Origin of the sequence: Kitasatospora sp. NBC_01300, from assembly GCF_041435235.1 — a bacterium.
In the GTDB taxonomy this organism is placed as follows: Bacteria; Actinomycetota; Actinomycetes; order Streptomycetales; family Streptomycetaceae; genus Kitasatospora.
On record NZ_CP108408.1, the window covers coordinates 5,989,765 to 6,006,995 of the forward strand.

Genomic DNA, 17,231 nt, shown 5'->3' on the forward strand with positions numbered 1-17,231 from the left:
GTAGCGGATCAGGCTGTTCGTCCGATGACGCTCTTCTCCCAATCCGAGAGGTCGTCGGCGAATCGGCGCCGATCGACCCAGGTCCCTTCGGGCAGGGACACCCGCAGGACCAGTTGCCGCCCGAACCGCGTGAACGAGAGGTCGACCTCGCCCCGTGCCACCAGGTCCACGAAATCCAGGACCCGATGGGCGGGGACGTCGTCGAACACGTAGTCCTCGAAGAGAACTCTGGCCTCGCCGAGGTCTTCCCTCAGCATCACCAGATACTCGTGCCCGGACGGGGTCTCCAGATGGAAGTCGACCAGCCTCGGCTCGGCCGTGACCTCGACCACCTCGATCCCGGCGAACCGCCTGGACCGATGGGCCGCCGCCACGAGATCCGCCACCGAGCACCCCGGGGGCAGTCCTTCCTGTCCCATCAAACCCACCTCCCATCCCAGGCTATCGACCCGCTGTGCGTCCGGCCGGCGCCATCGGTCGACCAACTCGAATAACTGATCGACGATTTGTCAGGCCAGCCGCGTTCGACCGGTTCGCGTCAGACAGCCCCGGCCAGTTCGAGGGCGAAGACCTTCAATGGTGCCTCGGCGTCGCGGTGCTCGTCGGCGAGGAAACCGACCACGACTTCCTGTGCGCTGACGAACAGCAGCGGTGCCCGGAACGGGAGGTCTCCGCGCCTGCCGGAAACGAAGGACATGCGCAACTGCCTCGCCTGGTCGCCGTGCCACGAGTAGACGACACCGGGTCTGCCCGTACCGTCGGAAGCGGCGTCCTGCAGCCAGGCTTCCATGGTGCCCGTCAGCACGGCGGCCAGTTCCTCCGGGTCCACGGTTTCGGACTCGTCGCCCGGAGCGGGGAAGTACTCGAGGTTCTCCAACGCCTCCTCGACGAGGTTCCCGCTGCGACGCCAGACACCGGCCCCGGCCCTCTGCCGAATGACGTGCAGTAGTTCCGTACGGCTCAATCTCGGGTTCTCCCCGGTGTCGACGATTGAGAAGTGGCGGCAACGGATTGCCCGTCGCCGCCCGTCCCACCCTCCGGTTCCTCACGACCCGCTCCCTGGAGCTGAACACGGTTGTGTGAGCGACTTAGGACGAGAGGGCGGAGGCCCGCGCCTTCTCGATGTCGGCCACCAGACTCGCGGCTAGGACCAGCTCCGGGACGTCGGAGGAGAAGAGTGTTCCCGAAACTGTAGCGCACTTCACCGCCTGGACCTCGGGCCAGGAAGAGGAGTGGGCTCGGAGCAGGCCGGAGTACTTCACACCGTCAGCCCCGAAGGAGGCCCCATAGACCGGGGTACGAAGCGTCAGAACCAGCACTCCGCCGATGAGGTCCTCGGATCCCTCGCCCGATTCTGCCGACGGATCTCCGGCGCAGGACACTAGTTGCGTTGTGCTGCCGGGGCGCCATCCGAAGTTCGGATGGCGCCCCGGCAGGGGGGGTTCAGTGGATCACTGTGATCCCCGAGATCACCCACCGCTTCGCCGAAGGCCGCGCGGGCGCGGTGTGCCCGGACGGCCTGCTCCACTACGGCGCCGCGGATTCGGAGGGCATCGCACGGCTGAGGGCCTTCATTCTTGGCCGAGCTTGTCGCCCGGGAATGCAGCGAGGGCGACCCCGAATCTTTCGGGATCGCCCTCGACCGGCTCGGGCCCAGTCGGAAGACCTTGGCGAGGCGCCGATTGAATTCATCAGCCGATCTTCGGAGATGGCCGGATTTTGGTTACGCGGGCATCACCCGCCACAGGCTCTGCTCCTCGTCCCATACTGCCCAGTGTTCGATGGGGAGCCTCGGGAGCTTACCCAGATGGCCATTCTTCTGAAGAATGTGTGAGTAATGAACCATCCTGGGGTCGGATCCCTCCCCTTGGTCCCCTGCGCCGAAGGCTTGGATGTCGCCTTCGTCATCCAGAAAGACCGACGCTACCGGAGCCCCGTCGAACACTCCGTCGGACACGTATGCGACGTCGTCATTTTCCGGAAGGTAGAAGGGGCCAAGGCCCTTCGGGATCCCGATATCGGATTCCGAGAACTTGATCATTCTTCACTCTCGCAGCTCTCAAGTTTTATTGCTTTTCCCGATGTTACATGAACGGCACCTGAGCCCGCCGTTGCACGGGCAGCCGTTCCCGCCCTTCGACTTGGGCCAGACGTGGTCGACGTGCCCTTCGTTCTTCGGCGGGGTGACGCCCCTCTTGGATTGCTTGGGCTTGACTACGGAAACCTTGCAGTCCTCGCACCGTGCCGTTCCGCCGCCCTTATCCGTGGCGGCCTTCCACACCTTCTTCTTTCCGCCCCTGGTGAAGGGGGTCGAAGGAGCCCGCCCGTGGGGGCAGTAGAAGCCGTCGTTGTGAGTGAGGAGTTCTTTTCCACCACCGAGGACGGTGAAAGTGTGGAGATCCCCGACTGTCAGGTTGTACACCAGACTGTCGTCCTGGACCCCGTTGTCGACGACGGAGTACACGAGGGCCGTCGATCCGTCCGGTGACACCAGATGGTCACCTGCGACGATGTCCTTGGCCGGCACCCATCCGATGTCTTCCACCAGCATCGGGTGTTCGTCGGTTGCCGTCAGTCCGGCAGTCGCGTACGGGCCCTGGGTGTTGATCCCGATCAGATGCTTGGCACCGTATCCGACGATGACATTGAGCACCGGCCGGGCCGAGGACTCACCGGTTTCGGTGTCGGTTGCCCATACCCGGTCACCGATCTCGATCTCGGAGATCGGCCGGTACGTCCCGTCGGCCATGAGCACCGGGGTTTCCGGCACGAAGGAGTTCGGAGGGCGGATCGGGCACGAGGTCACTGCGGGTCGACGCGTGGCTCCCCTGGCCATGGAGACAGGTTTCTGGACACGGGCTGCGACCCGTGTGCTCTTCGCAGCGGTTGCGACGGCCTTGACGACCGGTCCGGCACCAACGGTCGCGGCCACTGCCGTGACCGCCATCTCGGCGGCCTTCTCCCAGTTGCCGGTCGCCGCGTAGGACACCGCCGAGACGGTGGCTGCAATCGCGCCGATGGGGCCGGGGATGTAGGACGCGACTTCCGCGACCTTGGCGACGACCTCGACCGTCTTCTTGAGCCACTTGGGCATGCCCCAGTTGCCGTCGAGGTCGGTGCAGTTGATCGGGTCGCCGGTGCAGTAGTCGTACGGACTGGCGTTGCCGCCGGGGACGGGGTCGATCTGGAGGAAGCGGCCCAGGGCCGGGCTGTAGAGGCGGGCACCCATGAGGATGTCGCCGTCCAGCGCCTCCGCCGAGCGCTCCTTGCCGCCGAGCCAGCCGAAGCGGACGTTGGCCTGGCCGTCCTGCGGGATGCCGAACTCGTCGAAGTCCAGCACCACCGGCTTGGTGAGTGCGGTGTCGGTCGTGATGACGACCGAGCCGAACAGGTTGGTCAGTTGGAGCTGGACGTCACCGGTCCTGCTGGTGGTCGCGACCAGAGTGGCGTCCGGACCCGAGACGTTGCGGGTCAGGGTGCCCTGGGTGGTGTCCTCGATCGTCCAGCGGACCATGTCGGAGTCGTCGCCGTAGTGGTTCAGCTTCGACGTGGCGTTGGCCCAGGTGCCGTCGGCCTGCTTCTTGCTGGTGGTGAACGCGGTCAGACGGTGGGCGGCGTCGACGGCCCATTCCTGCTTGGTGTCCCCCTTCTCCTGGGCGGCGACGCGGTCGTTCGCCCAGTAGGTGTTGGTCGCGCCGGTGGCCGTCTTCACGGTGCGCCCGAAGGCGTCGTAGACGAAGCCGGCGTCGGTGAGCCGGTCGGCGCTGTCGTAGGTGTGGTTCTCCGTCGTGGCCCCGGCCGTGCTGCACTCGCCGGCCGCCCCGCGAGGGGAGGTCTGCTTGGACAGGCGGTTGGAGTGGGCGTCGAAGGCGTACTGCCGGGTGACGCAGCCGGCGGCGACCGTGGTCTGCTCGGCCTTGGTCAGGCGGCCGAGTCGGTCGTACTGGTAGGAGCGTGTGGCCGTGGAGCTGGTGTCCTTGGCGACCTGGCCCTGGGTGGAGATGTCGGTGGTCTGCGTCCAGACGACCATGTTGTCGGAACTGCGGGTGTAGCTGCGGCTGGTGGCTTCACCGACGGCGTTGAAGTTGTCCTTCCTGGTGATACCGCCGGGGTAGGTCTGCTCGATGAGCTGGCCGTCCGCGCCGTACTTGGCGGTGAACTCGCCCGCGACGCTGTCGTTGACCGAGGTGACCAGACCGCGCGGTTCCTTCGCGCGGTCGTAGTTGTAAGTGGTGGACCCGGTCTGGTCGCTCACCTTCACCGGCTTGCCGAACCGGTCGAACTCCGTGGTGGTCGTCGAACCGTCGGCGTCCGTGTAGGAGATCAGCCGGCCCAGCTGGTCCATGACCCGGGTCAGGGACTTGCCGCCGGACGTGGTCTTCACCGCGTCGCCGGTGGCCGGGTCGTACTCGACGGTGACCTTCGGCAGCGGCTTGCCCTCGTCCGAGGTGATCTCGGTCGAGACGATCCGGTCCAGCTCGTTGTAGACGGTGACGGTCTTGCGGGACTTGCCCGCGTTGGTCTCGGTGACCTCCTCCGGCTCGTTGAACGCCGAGTACCGCGTGACCCGCTTCACCGGCAGGGTGGTGGGCATCCGCGAGGCGTCGGCCCCGGTGACGGCACCGCCCGGCATCGTGACGCAGGGCAGGCCCGCCCACTCCGGTCGGTTGGCGCACGCGGCGTCGTCAGGGTTGGCACCGGCGGTGTAGAACACCGACTTGACCGTGCCGGCGTCGTTGCCGTTGGAGCCCGGCTTGCGGGACTCCAGTGCCCGCCCGGAGGCGTCGTAGCTGACCAGAGAGGTGAGCTTGGCGCCGAGGGCGTCGGTGGTGACCGAGGTCGCCTTCTTCAGCGTCCAGCCGGAGGTGCCGCCGATCGGCGTGTCGTAGCCGCTCTTGGTGACGCGCAGCTCCACGTCGTCGGCGTAGCCGTCGATGCGGGCGCCGTCGGTGGCGGTGGTGACCAGGTGGTAGGCCTGGCCGTCGGGCTTCCCTTCGTCGTAGGTGTTGGTGTTGTGGTCGCGGGCGACGACCGAAGTGCCGGCCGGGAGGGTCGGGTTGACGGTCGTCTTGGTCAGGGTGACGGTGTCGATGCCGGTGTGGAACCGCTCGCCGCCGCTGGCGGTGTTGGTGTCGGTGACGGTGACCTTGAGCTCGTGGTCGCCGCGTGCCAGGTGCACGGCCTGGCCGACCGTGTACGGGGTGACCGCCGGGGTGGCGGTGTAGGTGTCGATCGGCTGGCCGACGTTCTGGCCGTCGACCGCCCACTGGATGACGCCGTGGTCGGTGTACTTGGTGAGCTGGCCGGAGAGGACGTAGTCGCCCTCTTCGGGGACGCTGACCCGCATGCTGTCGAACGCGCCGGCGGCCGTGCCGCGGATGCTCAGGTGGGCGCCGCCGGACCAGGTCAGACCGCAGCAGTCGTTGTCGATCTGGACCTTGGTGTTGGTGCCCAGCTGCGGGAGCTTCTCGGCCTCGAAGGTCACGCTGACCGGGGTGGTCTGGCCGTTGACCTGCTCGGCGAGCGAGGCGCGGTAGACCGGGCCGAGCGTCTCGGTGACGTCCAGGCCGTCCGGTGTGTAAAGGGTGCGGGAGTCGAGGAGGCGGGCCCGGGACGCGGAGTCCGTGGGCAGGTTCAGTTCGGCGGCGAACTTGTCGGAGTCCGGGTGGGTGCCGAGGGCGATGGAGCGGTTGGTGGCCTCCAGGGTGCGTACGGCGTGGCCGTAGCGGTCGTACTCGGTGGTGTCGATGTCACCGCCGGGGGTGACGGACGGGGTCGCGGTGTTGACCTCGTTGCCGGAGGCGTTGAGGTAGTGGACGGTGGTCGGCTTGTAGCCGTCGGGGCCGGGCTTCGCCGCGGATGCGGTGTTGGTGGCCGGGTCGTCCTCGGGGCCGAACACGGCGGTGGCGTCGGTCGGCGCGTCGGTCTGCGCCCACTTGGCCACGTCGGCACCGGCCAGGTCGTACGGGCCGCCGGTGCTGCGGGTCAGCGGCACGTCGTAGACGACGTTGGTCACGTTCTCGCCGTTGACTTGGTCCTTGCTGCCTGGCGTGAGCGTGCCGCGACGGACCTTGAGCAGTCGGCCAGGGTCCTGGTCGGCTGCGGCCTTGCCGTAGTCGAAGTTCCACGGCAACTCGCCGGCGGCGCCGATCCGGGTGACCCGGCCGGCCTCGTCGTAGCCGTAGGTGGTCTTCAGCGGGGCCGCCAGGCGCGGGTCCCAGACCTGGGCGAGGCGGCCCTTGTCGTCGTACGCGTAGTGGGCGACCTCGACGGCCTCCTGCTTGGAGGTTGCCGGGTTCCACGTCCAGACCTTGACGTTGCGGACGCGGTCCAGGTGGTCACCCGGGGTCGCGGCCGTTGCGGTGGTGGCCTTGGCGTAGTCGTACTCCATCACCTCGCAGCCGCGCGGCAGCGGGTCGACGGTGCAGCCGTTGGCGTCGTCGATGCCCGGTTCGACGGCCGAGATGACGCGCTTGACGAGCGAGCGGCCGTCGGTGGTGTCGTACTGGTAGCGGGTGGTCGAGGCCGCGTCGGGTCCGGTCTCGCTGACCACCTGGTAGATGCTGGATCCGGCCTGGCGGGCGAAGACGGTCTTGGAGCCGTCCAGTTCGCTGAGCTCGTAGGTGGTGCCGGCGGTCTGGATGTCCCAGATCTGGTTGGGCCCGGCCCAGCAGACCCAGACCGAGGCGCCCTTGTCGGCGTCCAGGCACTTGCCCGAGTAACCGCTCGTCACCATGCCGTCGGTGCGGACCTCCCACTGCTGGTTGGTACCGCCGTTGCAGCCCCACAGGACGAGCTGGGTGCCGTTGTCGGTCTGGCCGAACGGGTTGTCCAGGCAGTAGCCGAGCAGGCGCAGGGTCAGGTCGTCGCCGCGGGTCCACTGCTGGTTCGCGGCGCCGGTGCACGGGGCCGGCCGGAGCGTGGAACCGTTGCCGGCCGCGCCGTTCGGCACCTCCAGGCACTGGCCGGAGGTGGACAGGACGATCGCGCCGGACTTGGCCGGGACGGCCTTCAGCGCGAGCGATTCGGCGCCGGGCTCGGGGAAGAACGTTCCGTCGCTGCCCTTGGCGAAGGTCAGCGAGGTGTCGTCGTTGCCCTTGATCTCGACCAGGTCGGACTGCGGGAAGGACAGCGCGCGGTAGTCCGAACCGGTACCCGCGTCGGGGCCGCCGGCCCACTGGGGGCCGAAGGGGGCGACGATCTCCTTCACCGAGAGGTCGTCGAAGTAGACCTCCTTGCCCGCCGCGCTGAACCCGTTGTACATGCGGAACCACGCCTGGGTGGCGTCCTGCGGGACGGTCATGTCGACCGTCAGCTGCTGCCAGGCGTCGGTGTAGGAGGCCTTCGGTGAGAAGACGTGGACGTAGCCGTTCGGGGCGGACGGGACGGTGGAGACACCGACCAGTCGCAGGCCGTACTTGTCGAGGTCCGGGTTGAGGCCCGTCGCACCGGGGACGTAGATCCAGCCGGTCATGCGGTAGGTGCGGCCGGGCTTCATGCCCAGGCCCCAGGTGTACTCGGTGCCCAGGGCGACGTAGGAGTCCCCGCCCTTCGGCGTGACCAGCAGCGAGTCGGTGGAACTGTCGTGACCGCGCGCGGTTGAGCGGCCGATCGTCGTCTCACCAGCGGTGAACCCGGTGGTGTCGGTGCCGATCTGGCGCTGGTTGACGGTCAGGCGCTCGCCCTGGGGCTGCCAGCCGCGACCGACGTCGCGGGAGGAGGTGGCCCGCTTGACGGACAGACCGCGCTCGTTGGCGTCGGTGACGTCGGTGGAGTAGTCACCGGTCAGCAGGTTGACCGAGCCGGGGCCGATGCCCGTGCTTGCGGCGCCGTCGGCGTTGCGGTCGACCGTCATGGTGTTCCAGACGGTGGTGTAGCCGTTGCCGGAGCCGTCCTCGGGGAAGAGCACGGCGCGGACCTGGACGACGCCGCCGGTCTGGCCGAGAGTGTCAAGCACGTTCCAGTTGGCGTGCGGGCCGAGGTCCGAGAGCCGGGGCTTGTCCTCGGTGACGGCGGTGTTGTCGGCCTTGGTGAGGTTGGCGTGCGGGACGTTGTACTCGGTGGCGCCGGGGCCGCGGCGGTACTGGTAGACCACGCGCTTGAACTGGGTCTGCGCGTCGACGGAGAGCTTGACGCGCTTGGCGGCCTGGGCGCCGTTGACCGGCGAGCTGAGGCCGGCCTGGCCGACGTGGAACACGTAGGCGGCGGGCGGGGACAGGTTGCCCGCGCGGTCCTTGGACTGTACGGACAGGACGCGCCGACCCTCGGTGGTCGGCGTGATGCTCGTGGTGAGCGCGCCGGTGGCGGTGACCGTCACCGGGGTGGCGCCGTCCAGGGTGTAGACGTAGGCCGCGGTGTCGTCGGTGCCGGGGGCGGGGGAGAAGGTGAACGACCCGGCCTGGTTGGCGGTGCCGTGCCACAGGCCGTCGGCGGGGTAGTCGGAGGAGCTGACGAACGGGGTGCCGGGCTTGACGGTGTCGGCGATGACGTTGGTGCCGACCCAGCCGGAACGGGACTTGCCGTCGTCGAGCATGGCCCAGATCGAGTACTGCACGCCCTCGTCGAGCTTGGCGATGCCGTAGTCGGAGGGGCGGACGGTCGCGATCGCGCCGTTCGGGGTGTCCCGGACGATGCTGCCGAGGAACGTGCCGCCGCGCCACAGGTCCAGGTAGACCTTCAGCGGGTCGCCGTCGGGGTCGGCCGCCTGTACCTGGAAGCGCGGGTTCGCGTCCGAGGTGTAGCGGGGGTTGCCCTGCTGCGAGGGCTGCACCTCCACCGTCGCCGGGGTGGCCGGGACGGTGTTGTAGGTGATCGAGAGGTACGGAGGCCAGTAGCCCTCGGCGGAGCTGAACTTCTTCCAGGACAGGTTGCTCGACTCGTCGGCCGCCTTGAGGGCGAACCCGTAGTCGTTGTAGCCGAACCCGGCGAAGTACCGGATCATCTCGGTGACGTCGGCCTTGGCCCAGAACGTGCCGTCGGGGGCATAGCAGTCGTGGTTGTCACCGTCGTTCGCCACGTCGTACGTGTCGTTCGAGGTGGCCCACTTCTTCTCCATCGCGGGCTGGTTGCCCCAGCGGGTCCACCAGGCCGCGCCGGGCGCGTTCCAGACCTCCCACTGCTTCGGGATGCAGGACGAGGAGTGGTGGTTGGCGAGGTTGAGCGTGGCGCCCAGGATCTGCTTGCCGTTGAACGACCCGCCCGGGACGGTGAGGAACGACCGGGCCACGACCTTGCCGTCGTAGCTGCCCAGCTTGAGGTCCGTCGACGCGGAGGCGTCGATGTTCTCGTTGGTCTGGACGTAGGTGTCGAACGTGGTGTCGACGTCCACCACCGGGTCGATGGTGACCGGGAACTCGGTCTTCGGGTCGGCGAGGAAGGCGGCGTCCGGGGTGAACACCAGCTCGGTGTCCGGGCCCTGGCCGCGCACCTCCATCGTCACCGGGCCGCGGTTCAGGTGCTCCTGCGAGGCCGGGTCGATCGCGGCGTCCCACATGACGGGGGCCGGGATCTTGACCGCGCTCTTGCCGGTCGCCTTGTCGAGCAGCTGGATCGAACCGTCCTGCTGCGGCGAGACGGTGAGCCCGGTGGTGTCCAGCGGGATCGTCATCGTGCCGGTCTGGGCGACGGCGGAGCGGTCCTTGACGATCAGGAACTGCTCGAAGCCGGTCCGGGTGGCCTCCAGGACCAGGTCGACGCCGGGGCGGGCGTTGACGTAGGTCGCCTTGTTGCCCTCCAGCTTGGGCTTGGGTAGCTTGCCCAGCCAGCCGAACTTGACCTGCTGCTCACCGGAGCCGATCTTGACCAGGTCGCGCTCGGCGGGGAGCGGGGCCGGGGCGGACTGCGGGTCGGCGGCCGGGGCGGCGGCGCGGGCGCCGCTGCGGGAGGCCCGGCTTGCGTCGGCCGAAGCGGGATCGGAAGTGGAAGCCGAAGCCGAGGCGGACGGAGACGACGACGCGGACGCGGAAGCCGAGGCCGAAGCGGAGGCCGAAGCCGAGGCGGACGGAGACGACGACGGGGATGCGGAAGCGGAAGCCGTCGGTATCGCACTGGGCGACGTCGCCGGTGCCGTGGCCGGCGCAGTGGTGGCCGCGGCGCTCGGAGTCGTGGTCGGTGCGGTCGTCGGTATCGCGGAGCCCGGCAGGCTGTCGCCGACCGTCACCCCGGCGTCGCCGCCCTCGAAGACGACCCCGCCCGGGTGTGCCTTCGGCGCAACCTTGCCGTCCGGGGTCTGCACCAGCGTGGTGTCGACGGGCACCCAGGCGTCGCCGACCTTCATCCGGATCGGCCCGGTGGAGCGGTCGGAGGTCAGCGTGCCGTCCGGGTTCGCCCACAGCGTGGTGAACTCTGTCCGGGCGTTGGTGACCTCGATCCGTCGCTTCTGCAGTCGGGCGGACAGGAGCGCGGAGGCTTCGTCAGGCGCCTCCGTGGTCGGAGCGGCGGGCGGCGTTGGGGCGGTGGGTGCGGCGGAGGCCGGAGTGGCCGTCACCGTGTCCACCACGACCCCGGCCTGCACCAGCAGGCCGAGCGTCAGGAGCGCTGATACGGGACGCATCCGACGCGTAGAGAAGGCCCCGCCCGCGAAAGCGGACGAGGCCCGGGACCGTCGTGTCATTAAAGACTCTCTCAAGAACTGTGCATTGTTCAGAATGGCTCGCTTAAAGCCGAAGGACAATCTCTCACTCTCAGCTGACTCCCAGTGACCAACCAGGATGACGATTTCGTAACAGATCATTTGTATAGAGGCGCTGCGAAAGGTGGAATGTCTCGGTGGTGTCATCCCTGGTGGGTGGCGGTTTGTGAAACGAGAGAAGGCCTCGCCCGCAGGTGCGGGCGAGGCCTGAGGTTGTTTTAGTTGGAATTGACTTAATGTCAATTCCCGTGGGGATTTCTGTTTTCGCCCCTTGCAGGGGGAGGGGCGCAGGTGCCGTCAGGCGGTGCCGCGGCCCGCCCGGCGGCGGCGCAGCAGCGCCGTGCCGAGTCCGAGGGCGGCGAGGAGGGTGCCCGCCCCGGTGAGCAGGGCGGTGGTCGGGGTGGAGTCGCCGGCCGGTGCCGCGACGGGGGCTGTTCCCCGGTCGAAGCCGCCGAGCAGGTGCGCCTTGGCGTAGTCGGTGCCGGGCAGCTTGTCGGCGTAGCGGTCGTGGACCACCTGCTGGTACTGGGCGAGGGTGATGCCCGCGTCGCCCACGGACCGGACCGCGTCCGGGTTGAGCGGCCGCACCTGGCCGTCGACCAGGGCGTACCAGGCCCGGATCTGCGGTTCCTCGAAGGCGACGGCGCCCCGGCCCAGGGCTGCCGCGGCGGCGGCGTGATCGGTCTCGTCGCTGCCGGAGGCTATGTTGATCTCGGCCCAGGACCCGCTGTTGTGCGGGTCGGGGGCCGTCCACACCGAGGCCTTGCGGCCGTCGCCCGCGTCGGCCTCGGTCGCCATGAACGCGAACTTCGCGACCGGCGCCCCGGCGGAGGCCGCCGCGACGAAGTCCGGGTTGAGGTAGTACACGGGGACGGTGTCGCCGACCACCCGGGCCGGGGCGGCGGCCTGCGCCTGGCGGGCGTCGGAGGAGCCCTGGCCGGAGCCGTGGGCGAAGAACCCGCCGAGGGTCTGTACGACGGGGGCGGCTTTCGCCGCCGCGGCGGCCGCGGTGACGTCGGCCGCGGACGGGGCGGACGGGACGCCGGCTGCCGTGGCCGGGGTGGCGGCGAGGGCGGGGGCGGCGGCGAGCAGTCCGCTGCCGGCGAGGGCGATGGCGGCGAGGGCGCGCGGGGCGCGGAAGTGCGTCATCGTGTCACGCCCCGATCCGGTACAGCGAGTCGTTCCAGTTGAACTGGCCGTTGTAGCCGGCGTAGTAGCTGTACGACGCCAGGTTGTAGCGGTTGCTGCTGGGCCACGGGTCGCCCCAGTAGATGGACTTGTTGCTCTGGTCGTAGCCGTAGATGACCTGGGCGTGCCCGCCGCCGGCCAGCCAGGAGATGCCGGTCTCGATCGGCCGGCCCGCGTTGATCTCGCTGACGATGGTGTTGAAGGACAGCGCGCCGGTCTCCTGACCGGGGGACACCCCGAGGGCGGAGAGCGCGTTCTGCACCCAGGAGAGCTGGCCGGGCTGGTTGGGGCACTGGTACGAGGTGTCCTGGCCGTAGGCGAGGTCGCAGAACGAGTTCTGGTCGGTGCCGTGGCCGAGGAAGGTGGCGATGGTGTCGCCGGAGGCGGCCCAGCACCACTGGTCCTGCTCCTGCGTCTGCATGGAGATGTTGAGCCGGGAACTGGCGGCGAAGGTCGGGGAATTGCCGGCGGCGGCCTGGGGGGAGGCCGAGGCGGTGCCGGCGCCGGTGGTCACGACGGCGGCCAGCATGCACAGCGCGGCCAGTGCGGCGCGCAGGGACGACCCACGGATGGGTCCGTTCATGGGGGAACTCCTTCGTGCGGGGGCACGGGCGGCTCCGTGTGCACCCGGCGCCGCCCTGGGGTGTGCCTTGTGTGGGGGTGTGCTGTGTGGGGGTGTGCCGCGCGGCCGACGCGGCGGGCCCGGACCGGGGTTGCTAGGAAGCGTAGGCAGCCAGCCGGGCCGCTCCCAGACCCCCCGGAGGGGAGCGGGCGGTGCTGTGAACGGGGCTGTGAAGAGGGGCGGTGCGGCGGAGGTGCTGCGCCGCAGACGGGTGGCCGGGAGGGGGGCTCCCGGATATGGACGCGGCCGGGGTAAGCCGGTAATTTCACAGCGCGCCGCGTCCCCCCGTACCGCGTCCCCCCGTACCGCGTCCCCCCGCCCCTGCACCGCAGTCCCCCGCACCGCCGCCGTGTCCCCTCGGCCCCGCCGCCGCGTGCCGGCCGGGCCAGTAGCCCCGGGAGTCCCGATGGCCAGTCGTCAGGAACCGCCGCCCGGTGTTGCCCCGGAGAGCGCCGCCGTGCTGGCCGCGCTGCGGAGCGGGCCCTTCGGTCTCGCGCTGCGCACCGCGATCGAGGCCCGCGGGCTGCCGCTGGAGCGGCTGCGCAGCCGGCTGGCCGAGCGCGGACTGCGGATCGCCGTCACGACCCTGAGCTACTGGCAGCGCGGGCTGCGCCGACCGGAACGCCCGGAGTCGTTACGGGTGGTGGCCGCGCTGGAGGAGATCCTCGGGCTGCCGACGCACGCGCTCACCGCGCTGCTGGGTGCGCCGCGGCCGCGCGGCGGGGCGGACCGCGACGGCGGCGGGCCGCGTCCGTACCCGCAGATGGTGCGCACCCCCGGTGATCTGGGCGGACTGCTCGCGGATCTGGACAGCCCGGCGGCCGGGAAGCTCCAGGTGGTCACCGAGTGCGCGACGGTGACGGTCGGGCCGCATCGTGAACTGGCGGCGCTCAGTTCGATGGTGGCGGTCCGGGCCCGTCAGGACGGGGTCGACCGGGCGCTGCTGATCTACGACTGCGACGAGGGGGTGGACGAGGGGGCCGTCGAGATCGTGGCGGGGGACAGCTGTCGGCTGGGGCGGGTGCGCCGGGATCCGGTGGCCCGGGTGGTGCTCGCGGAGCTGCTGTTCGACCGCTCGCTGCACTGCTCCGAGACCCAGGTGTTCTCCTTCGAGGTGCGCCCGCACAGCGCGGCCGAGTGCTGCCGCTACCGTGCGGCCTTCCGCTTCCCGGCGGACCACTACGTCCTGCGGGTGCGCTTCGATCCGGGCGAACTCCCGGTGCAGTGCCAGTGGTTCACGGCGAGTGACTCGGAGGGTCCGGACGACAGCCTGGCCGACCTCACCCTGGACAGCCACCACCTGGCGCACGTGGTGGCGACCGCGCTGGGGCCCGGGGTCGCGGGCATCCGCTGGGCGTGGACCTGAGGCGCCGGACCTGAGGCGCCGGACCTGAGACGCGGCCCTGATGCGCGGACCTGGGGCGCGGCCCTGAGATCGGGGGTCAGGCCGGTTCGCGTGCGGTGCTGCCGCCGGCGAGGGCGCGGGCCTGCGGGGCCGTCATGGGGTGGGCGAAGAGGTAGCCCTGGCCGAGCGGGCAGCCCATGGCGGCGAGGAGGTCGCGCTGTTCGGGGTGTTCGATGCCTTCGGCGATGACCCGGACGCCGAGGGTGTCGGCGATGCGGGTGATGCCTTCGACGAGGGCGTACTGCTGCGGGGAGAGGCCGAGGCCGTCGATGAAGGACTTGTCGATCTTGAGGATGGAGATCGGGAACTCGCGCAGGTAGGAGAGCGAGGAGTAGCCGGTGCCGAAGTCGTCGATGGCGATGCCGACGCCGAGGTCGCCGAGGGCGGCCATGTCGGCGTGGACGCGGTCGTCGCGGCGCATCAGGACGGATTCGGTGAGTTCGAGGACGAGGGTGTGCGGGTCGATGCCGGAGCTGCGCAGGGCGCCGCGGACGACGTCGACGAAGCCGGCGTCGCGGAACTGGCGGGCGGAGACGTTGACGTTGACCCGCAGCGGGGGGAGGCCGGCGGCGGCGCGGTCGGCGGAGCTGGCGGCGTGCCAGGCGGCGGCCTCCTGGGCGGCGCGTTCCAGGACCCAGGCGCCGAGGGGGACGATCTGGCCGCTCTCCTCGGCGAGGGCGATGAACTCGTCGGGCAGCACCATGCCGCGCCGCTGGTGCGGCCAGCGGACGAGTGCCTCGAAGGCGACCAGGCCGCCGGTGCGCAGGTCGACGATCGGCTGGTAGTACAGCTGGAAGGAGGATTCGGCGATCGCCGCGTCCAGGTTCTCGTTCAGCTCGTGCCGCTCCACCAGCCCGGTCTGGAGGGCGGGTTGGTAGTGGCGCCACTGGCGGCGGCCGGCCGACTTGGCGGAGTAGAGCGCGAGGTCGGCGTGGGTGAGCAGTTCGGCCGCGTCGACGCTGTCCTCGGTGGTGGCGACGCCGATGCTGGCCGTCACCCGGACGGCCCCCGCGCTCAGCTTGAACGGTTCTGCGAACACGGCCAGTACGGTGTCCGCGATCGCGTCCACGTCGGCCGGGCGCAGCGCGTCCTCGACCAGGACGGCGAACTCGTCGCCGCCGAGCCGGGCGGCGGTGTCCGAGCTGCGCAGCGCGGTGGAGACCCGCAGCGAGACGGCGATCAGCAGTTCGTCGCCGACCGCGTGCCCCTGGGTGTCGTTGACCACCTTGAAGTCGTCGAGGTCGAGGAAGAACACCCCGGTGACGGCGCCGCTGCGCTCGCCGCGGGACAGCGCGTGGCCGACCCGGTCCAGGAACAGCACCCGGTTGGCGAGGCCGGTGAGGGAGTCGTGGAAGGCCCGGTGGGTGAGTTCGCGCTCCATCTGGCGCTGCTCGGTCACGTCGCGCAGGGTGAGCACCAGACCGCCGACCGTCGGGTCGGCGCGCAGGTCGTTGAAGCGGACCTCGGCCTCGATCGGGGTCCGGTCCTGCCGCAGCAGCCGCCAGTGCTCACGGGGCTGCTCGCGCAGCGGTTCGCGTGCCGGCGAGTGCGGCGAGTGCGGTGGCGAGTGAGGCGGATCGTGCGGCGGTTCGCGTCTCGGCGAGTGCTGCGGCGAGTGCTGTGGCGAGTGCTCCGGCGCGTGCGCCGGGGCGGCGTCCACCGGGCCGCGCATCCGGGCCAGCGCCCGGCCGACGGCCCGGCTGTCCTCGGGCGGGACGAGCTCGGTGAGCAGGGTGCCGTCCAGGCTGGGGTAGCCGAGGACCCGTTCGGCGGAGGAGGAGGCGTAGCGGACGCCGTCGTCGGCGTCCAGGATCAGGATGACGTCGCTGGCGTTCTGCACCAGGGTGCGGGAGTACAGCTCGCTGTTGCGGCGGTTGACCTCCTGGCTCAGCATGACCCGTTCGACGGCCAGCGCGGCCTGCGCGGCCAGGATCTCCAGCGAGCTCCACAGGCTGGTGAGCTCCTGCGCGGTGCCGGTGACGATGAGCGCGCCGATCAGCGGGTCTCCGGAGGGGCGCTCGTCGAGGGTGAGCGGGCACAGCAGGGCGGAGGGCATGCCGTCGAGGCGGGCGGCGAGGTCGCTGCCGATGTCCTCGACGGGCAGCAGCCGGGTCTCCCGGTAGGCGGCGAGGGCGAGCGCCTCGTCGGAGTCGGTGACGGGGCCGAGGTGGTGCTGGGCGGCGCCGCGTTCGGCGTGCCGCACGTGCAGGACGCCGGCCTCGGTGACGGCGAGCAGGGCGACGTGCCCGGGCTCGGTGGGCATCAGGGTGGAGGCGGTGGCCTGGACGGCGTCCGCGACCTCCTCGACGGTGACGGCCGCGGTGAGCCTGGCGCCGGCCTCGCGCAGGGCCCGCTCGCGGGCGATCGCCTGTCGGCGGGCGACCACGACGACCGCCAGCCGGGCCAGCACCAGCAGGTACAGGAGGGCGGAGAAGGCGCCGATCACGCCCGCGTTGCTGGTGTTGCCGTTCAGCGACTCGATGATCAGGATCGCCGGGGCGATCAGCGAGGCCAGGGTGAGCAGGGCGAGGCGGCCGGCGCTCAGGTCGGGCTGCTGGGTGGGGACGGGTCTGGTCAGCTCGACCATGGACGGGTGCAGCGCGGCCGCGCCCCAGGCGGTGTAGAAGGCGGCCCAGCCGAAGTCGACGGGGGTGCCGATGTGCCAGTTGCCGTGCAACTGGATCAGCCCGTACAGGGTGTCCGCGACCAGCATGCCGACGGTGCCGACGGTGAGCAGTTGCAGTGCCCGGCTGGTGCCGCCGCGCGGGGTCAGCAGCCGCAGCAGCAGGGCGAGGACGACCACGTCGCCGAGCGGGTAGCCGATCGAGACGGCCTTCTGGAACCAGGAGAGGTCGGGGTTGCGGGCGTACGGGAGGATCAGGTAGATCCAGGCGAGCAGCGCCAGGCCCATGGTGAGGATCAGCGCGTCGAGCAGGCCGGCGCGGTCCTGACGGGCCGTGCGCCAGCGGATGAAGCCGAGCACGCCGGCCGCGTACAGCACGAACTCGGCCAGGTAGAAGCCGTCGGCGACGGACGGGAACGGGTTGTGCAGGTGCAGGAACTGGGTCTGGACGACCTGGACGACCTCGCCCGCGGTGAAGCTCAGGTTGGCGAGCGCCAGCACGTACCAGAACAGCGCGTGCGCGGGGCGGTTGAGGCGGATGCCGGCCACGATGGCCGCGCTGCTGCCGAGTCCGATGCCCGTCCACCAGATGATCCGCTGCGAGGGGTTGACGTAGTAGACGCCGGTGAACAGCACCATCCACAGCAGGTAACAGACCATCAGGCGTTGTCGCCGACGTGTCAACGGGGCTACCTCCTCCGCGACGCCACCCGGCCGGTGGGACGGGGGAGTTCGGGCGAGGACGGGTCTTGGCGGTCGCAGG

At 70.3% G+C, this 17,231-nt stretch carries 8 protein-coding genes; 1 reads left to right on the plus strand and 7 read right to left on the minus strand.

All coding sequences use genetic code 11. The features are described 5' to 3' along the window. Positions 1-8: 8 nt before the first annotated feature. From OG556_RS26280 to OG556_RS26305, 6 genes are all read right to left on the minus strand, one after another. On the minus strand, positions 9-386 hold the full coding sequence (locus tag OG556_RS26280; RefSeq protein ID WP_371520052.1) for a hypothetical protein: 378 nt from the start codon (positions 384-386) through the stop codon (positions 9-11). A 152-nt stretch (positions 387-538) separates the two neighbouring features. Then, positions 539-877 carry a hypothetical protein gene (locus OG556_RS26285; protein ID WP_371520055.1) on the minus strand — a complete coding sequence of 113 codons (339 nt, stop codon included), beginning with the start codon at positions 875-877 and terminating at the stop codon, positions 539-541. An 846-nt stretch (positions 878-1,723) separates the two neighbouring features. Beyond that, positions 1,724-2,041 (minus strand): hypothetical protein, encoded by a 318-nt coding sequence (locus OG556_RS26290; RefSeq protein WP_371520058.1) that lies wholly within the window; start codon positions 2,039-2,041, stop codon positions 1,724-1,726. A gap of 18 nt (positions 2,042-2,059) precedes the next feature. Beyond that, positions 2,060-10,552 (minus strand): ricin-type beta-trefoil lectin domain protein, encoded by an 8,493-nt coding sequence (locus OG556_RS26295; RefSeq protein ID WP_371520061.1) that lies wholly within the window; start codon positions 10,550-10,552, stop codon positions 2,060-2,062. A gap of 375 nt (positions 10,553-10,927) precedes the next feature. Beyond that, positions 10,928-11,779, minus strand: a complete 852-nt coding sequence (locus tag OG556_RS26300) for a hypothetical protein (protein ID WP_371520063.1) — start codon at positions 11,777-11,779, stop codon at positions 10,928-10,930. Positions 11,780-11,783: 4 nt separating this feature from the next. Then, complete coding sequence (locus tag OG556_RS26305; protein ID WP_371520066.1) at positions 11,784-12,401, minus strand: papain-like cysteine protease family protein; 618 nt, start codon at positions 12,399-12,401, stop codon at positions 11,784-11,786. A 445-nt stretch (positions 12,402-12,846) separates the two neighbouring features. On the opposite strand from OG556_RS26305, the gene OG556_RS26310 reads away from it, so the two are divergent. Further along, entirely contained in the window at positions 12,847-13,806 is a 960-nt protein-coding gene (locus OG556_RS26310; protein ID WP_363624420.1) for a helix-turn-helix transcriptional regulator, read from the plus strand. Between the two features lie 76 nt (positions 13,807-13,882). On the opposite strand, the gene OG556_RS26315 is transcribed toward OG556_RS26310, so the two are convergent. Further along, positions 13,883-17,152: an EAL domain-containing protein gene (locus OG556_RS26315; protein ID WP_371520069.1), complete on the minus strand. Its 3,270-nt coding sequence runs from the start codon at positions 17,150-17,152 to the stop codon at positions 13,883-13,885. Positions 17,153-17,231: the final 79 nt, after the last annotated feature.

Coding starts and splice junctions, on each gene's coding strand:
- OG556_RS26290 (WP_371520058.1), bottom strand. CDS start 2,041: ATGATCAAGTTCTCGGAATCCGATATCGGGATCCCGAAGGGCCTTGGC.
- OG556_RS26310 (WP_363624420.1), top strand. CDS start 12,847: ATGGCCAGTCGTCAGGAACCGCCGCCCGGTGTTGCCCCGGAGAGCGCC.
- OG556_RS26305 (WP_371520066.1), bottom strand. CDS start 12,401: ATGAACGGACCCATCCGTGGGTCGTCCCTGCGCGCCGCACTGGCCGCG.
- OG556_RS26300 (WP_371520063.1), bottom strand. CDS start 11,779: ATGACGCACTTCCGCGCCCCGCGCGCCCTCGCCGCCATCGCCCTCGCC.
- OG556_RS26295 (WP_371520061.1), bottom strand. CDS start 10,552: ATGCGTCCCGTATCAGCGCTCCTGACGCTCGGCCTGCTGGTGCAGGCC.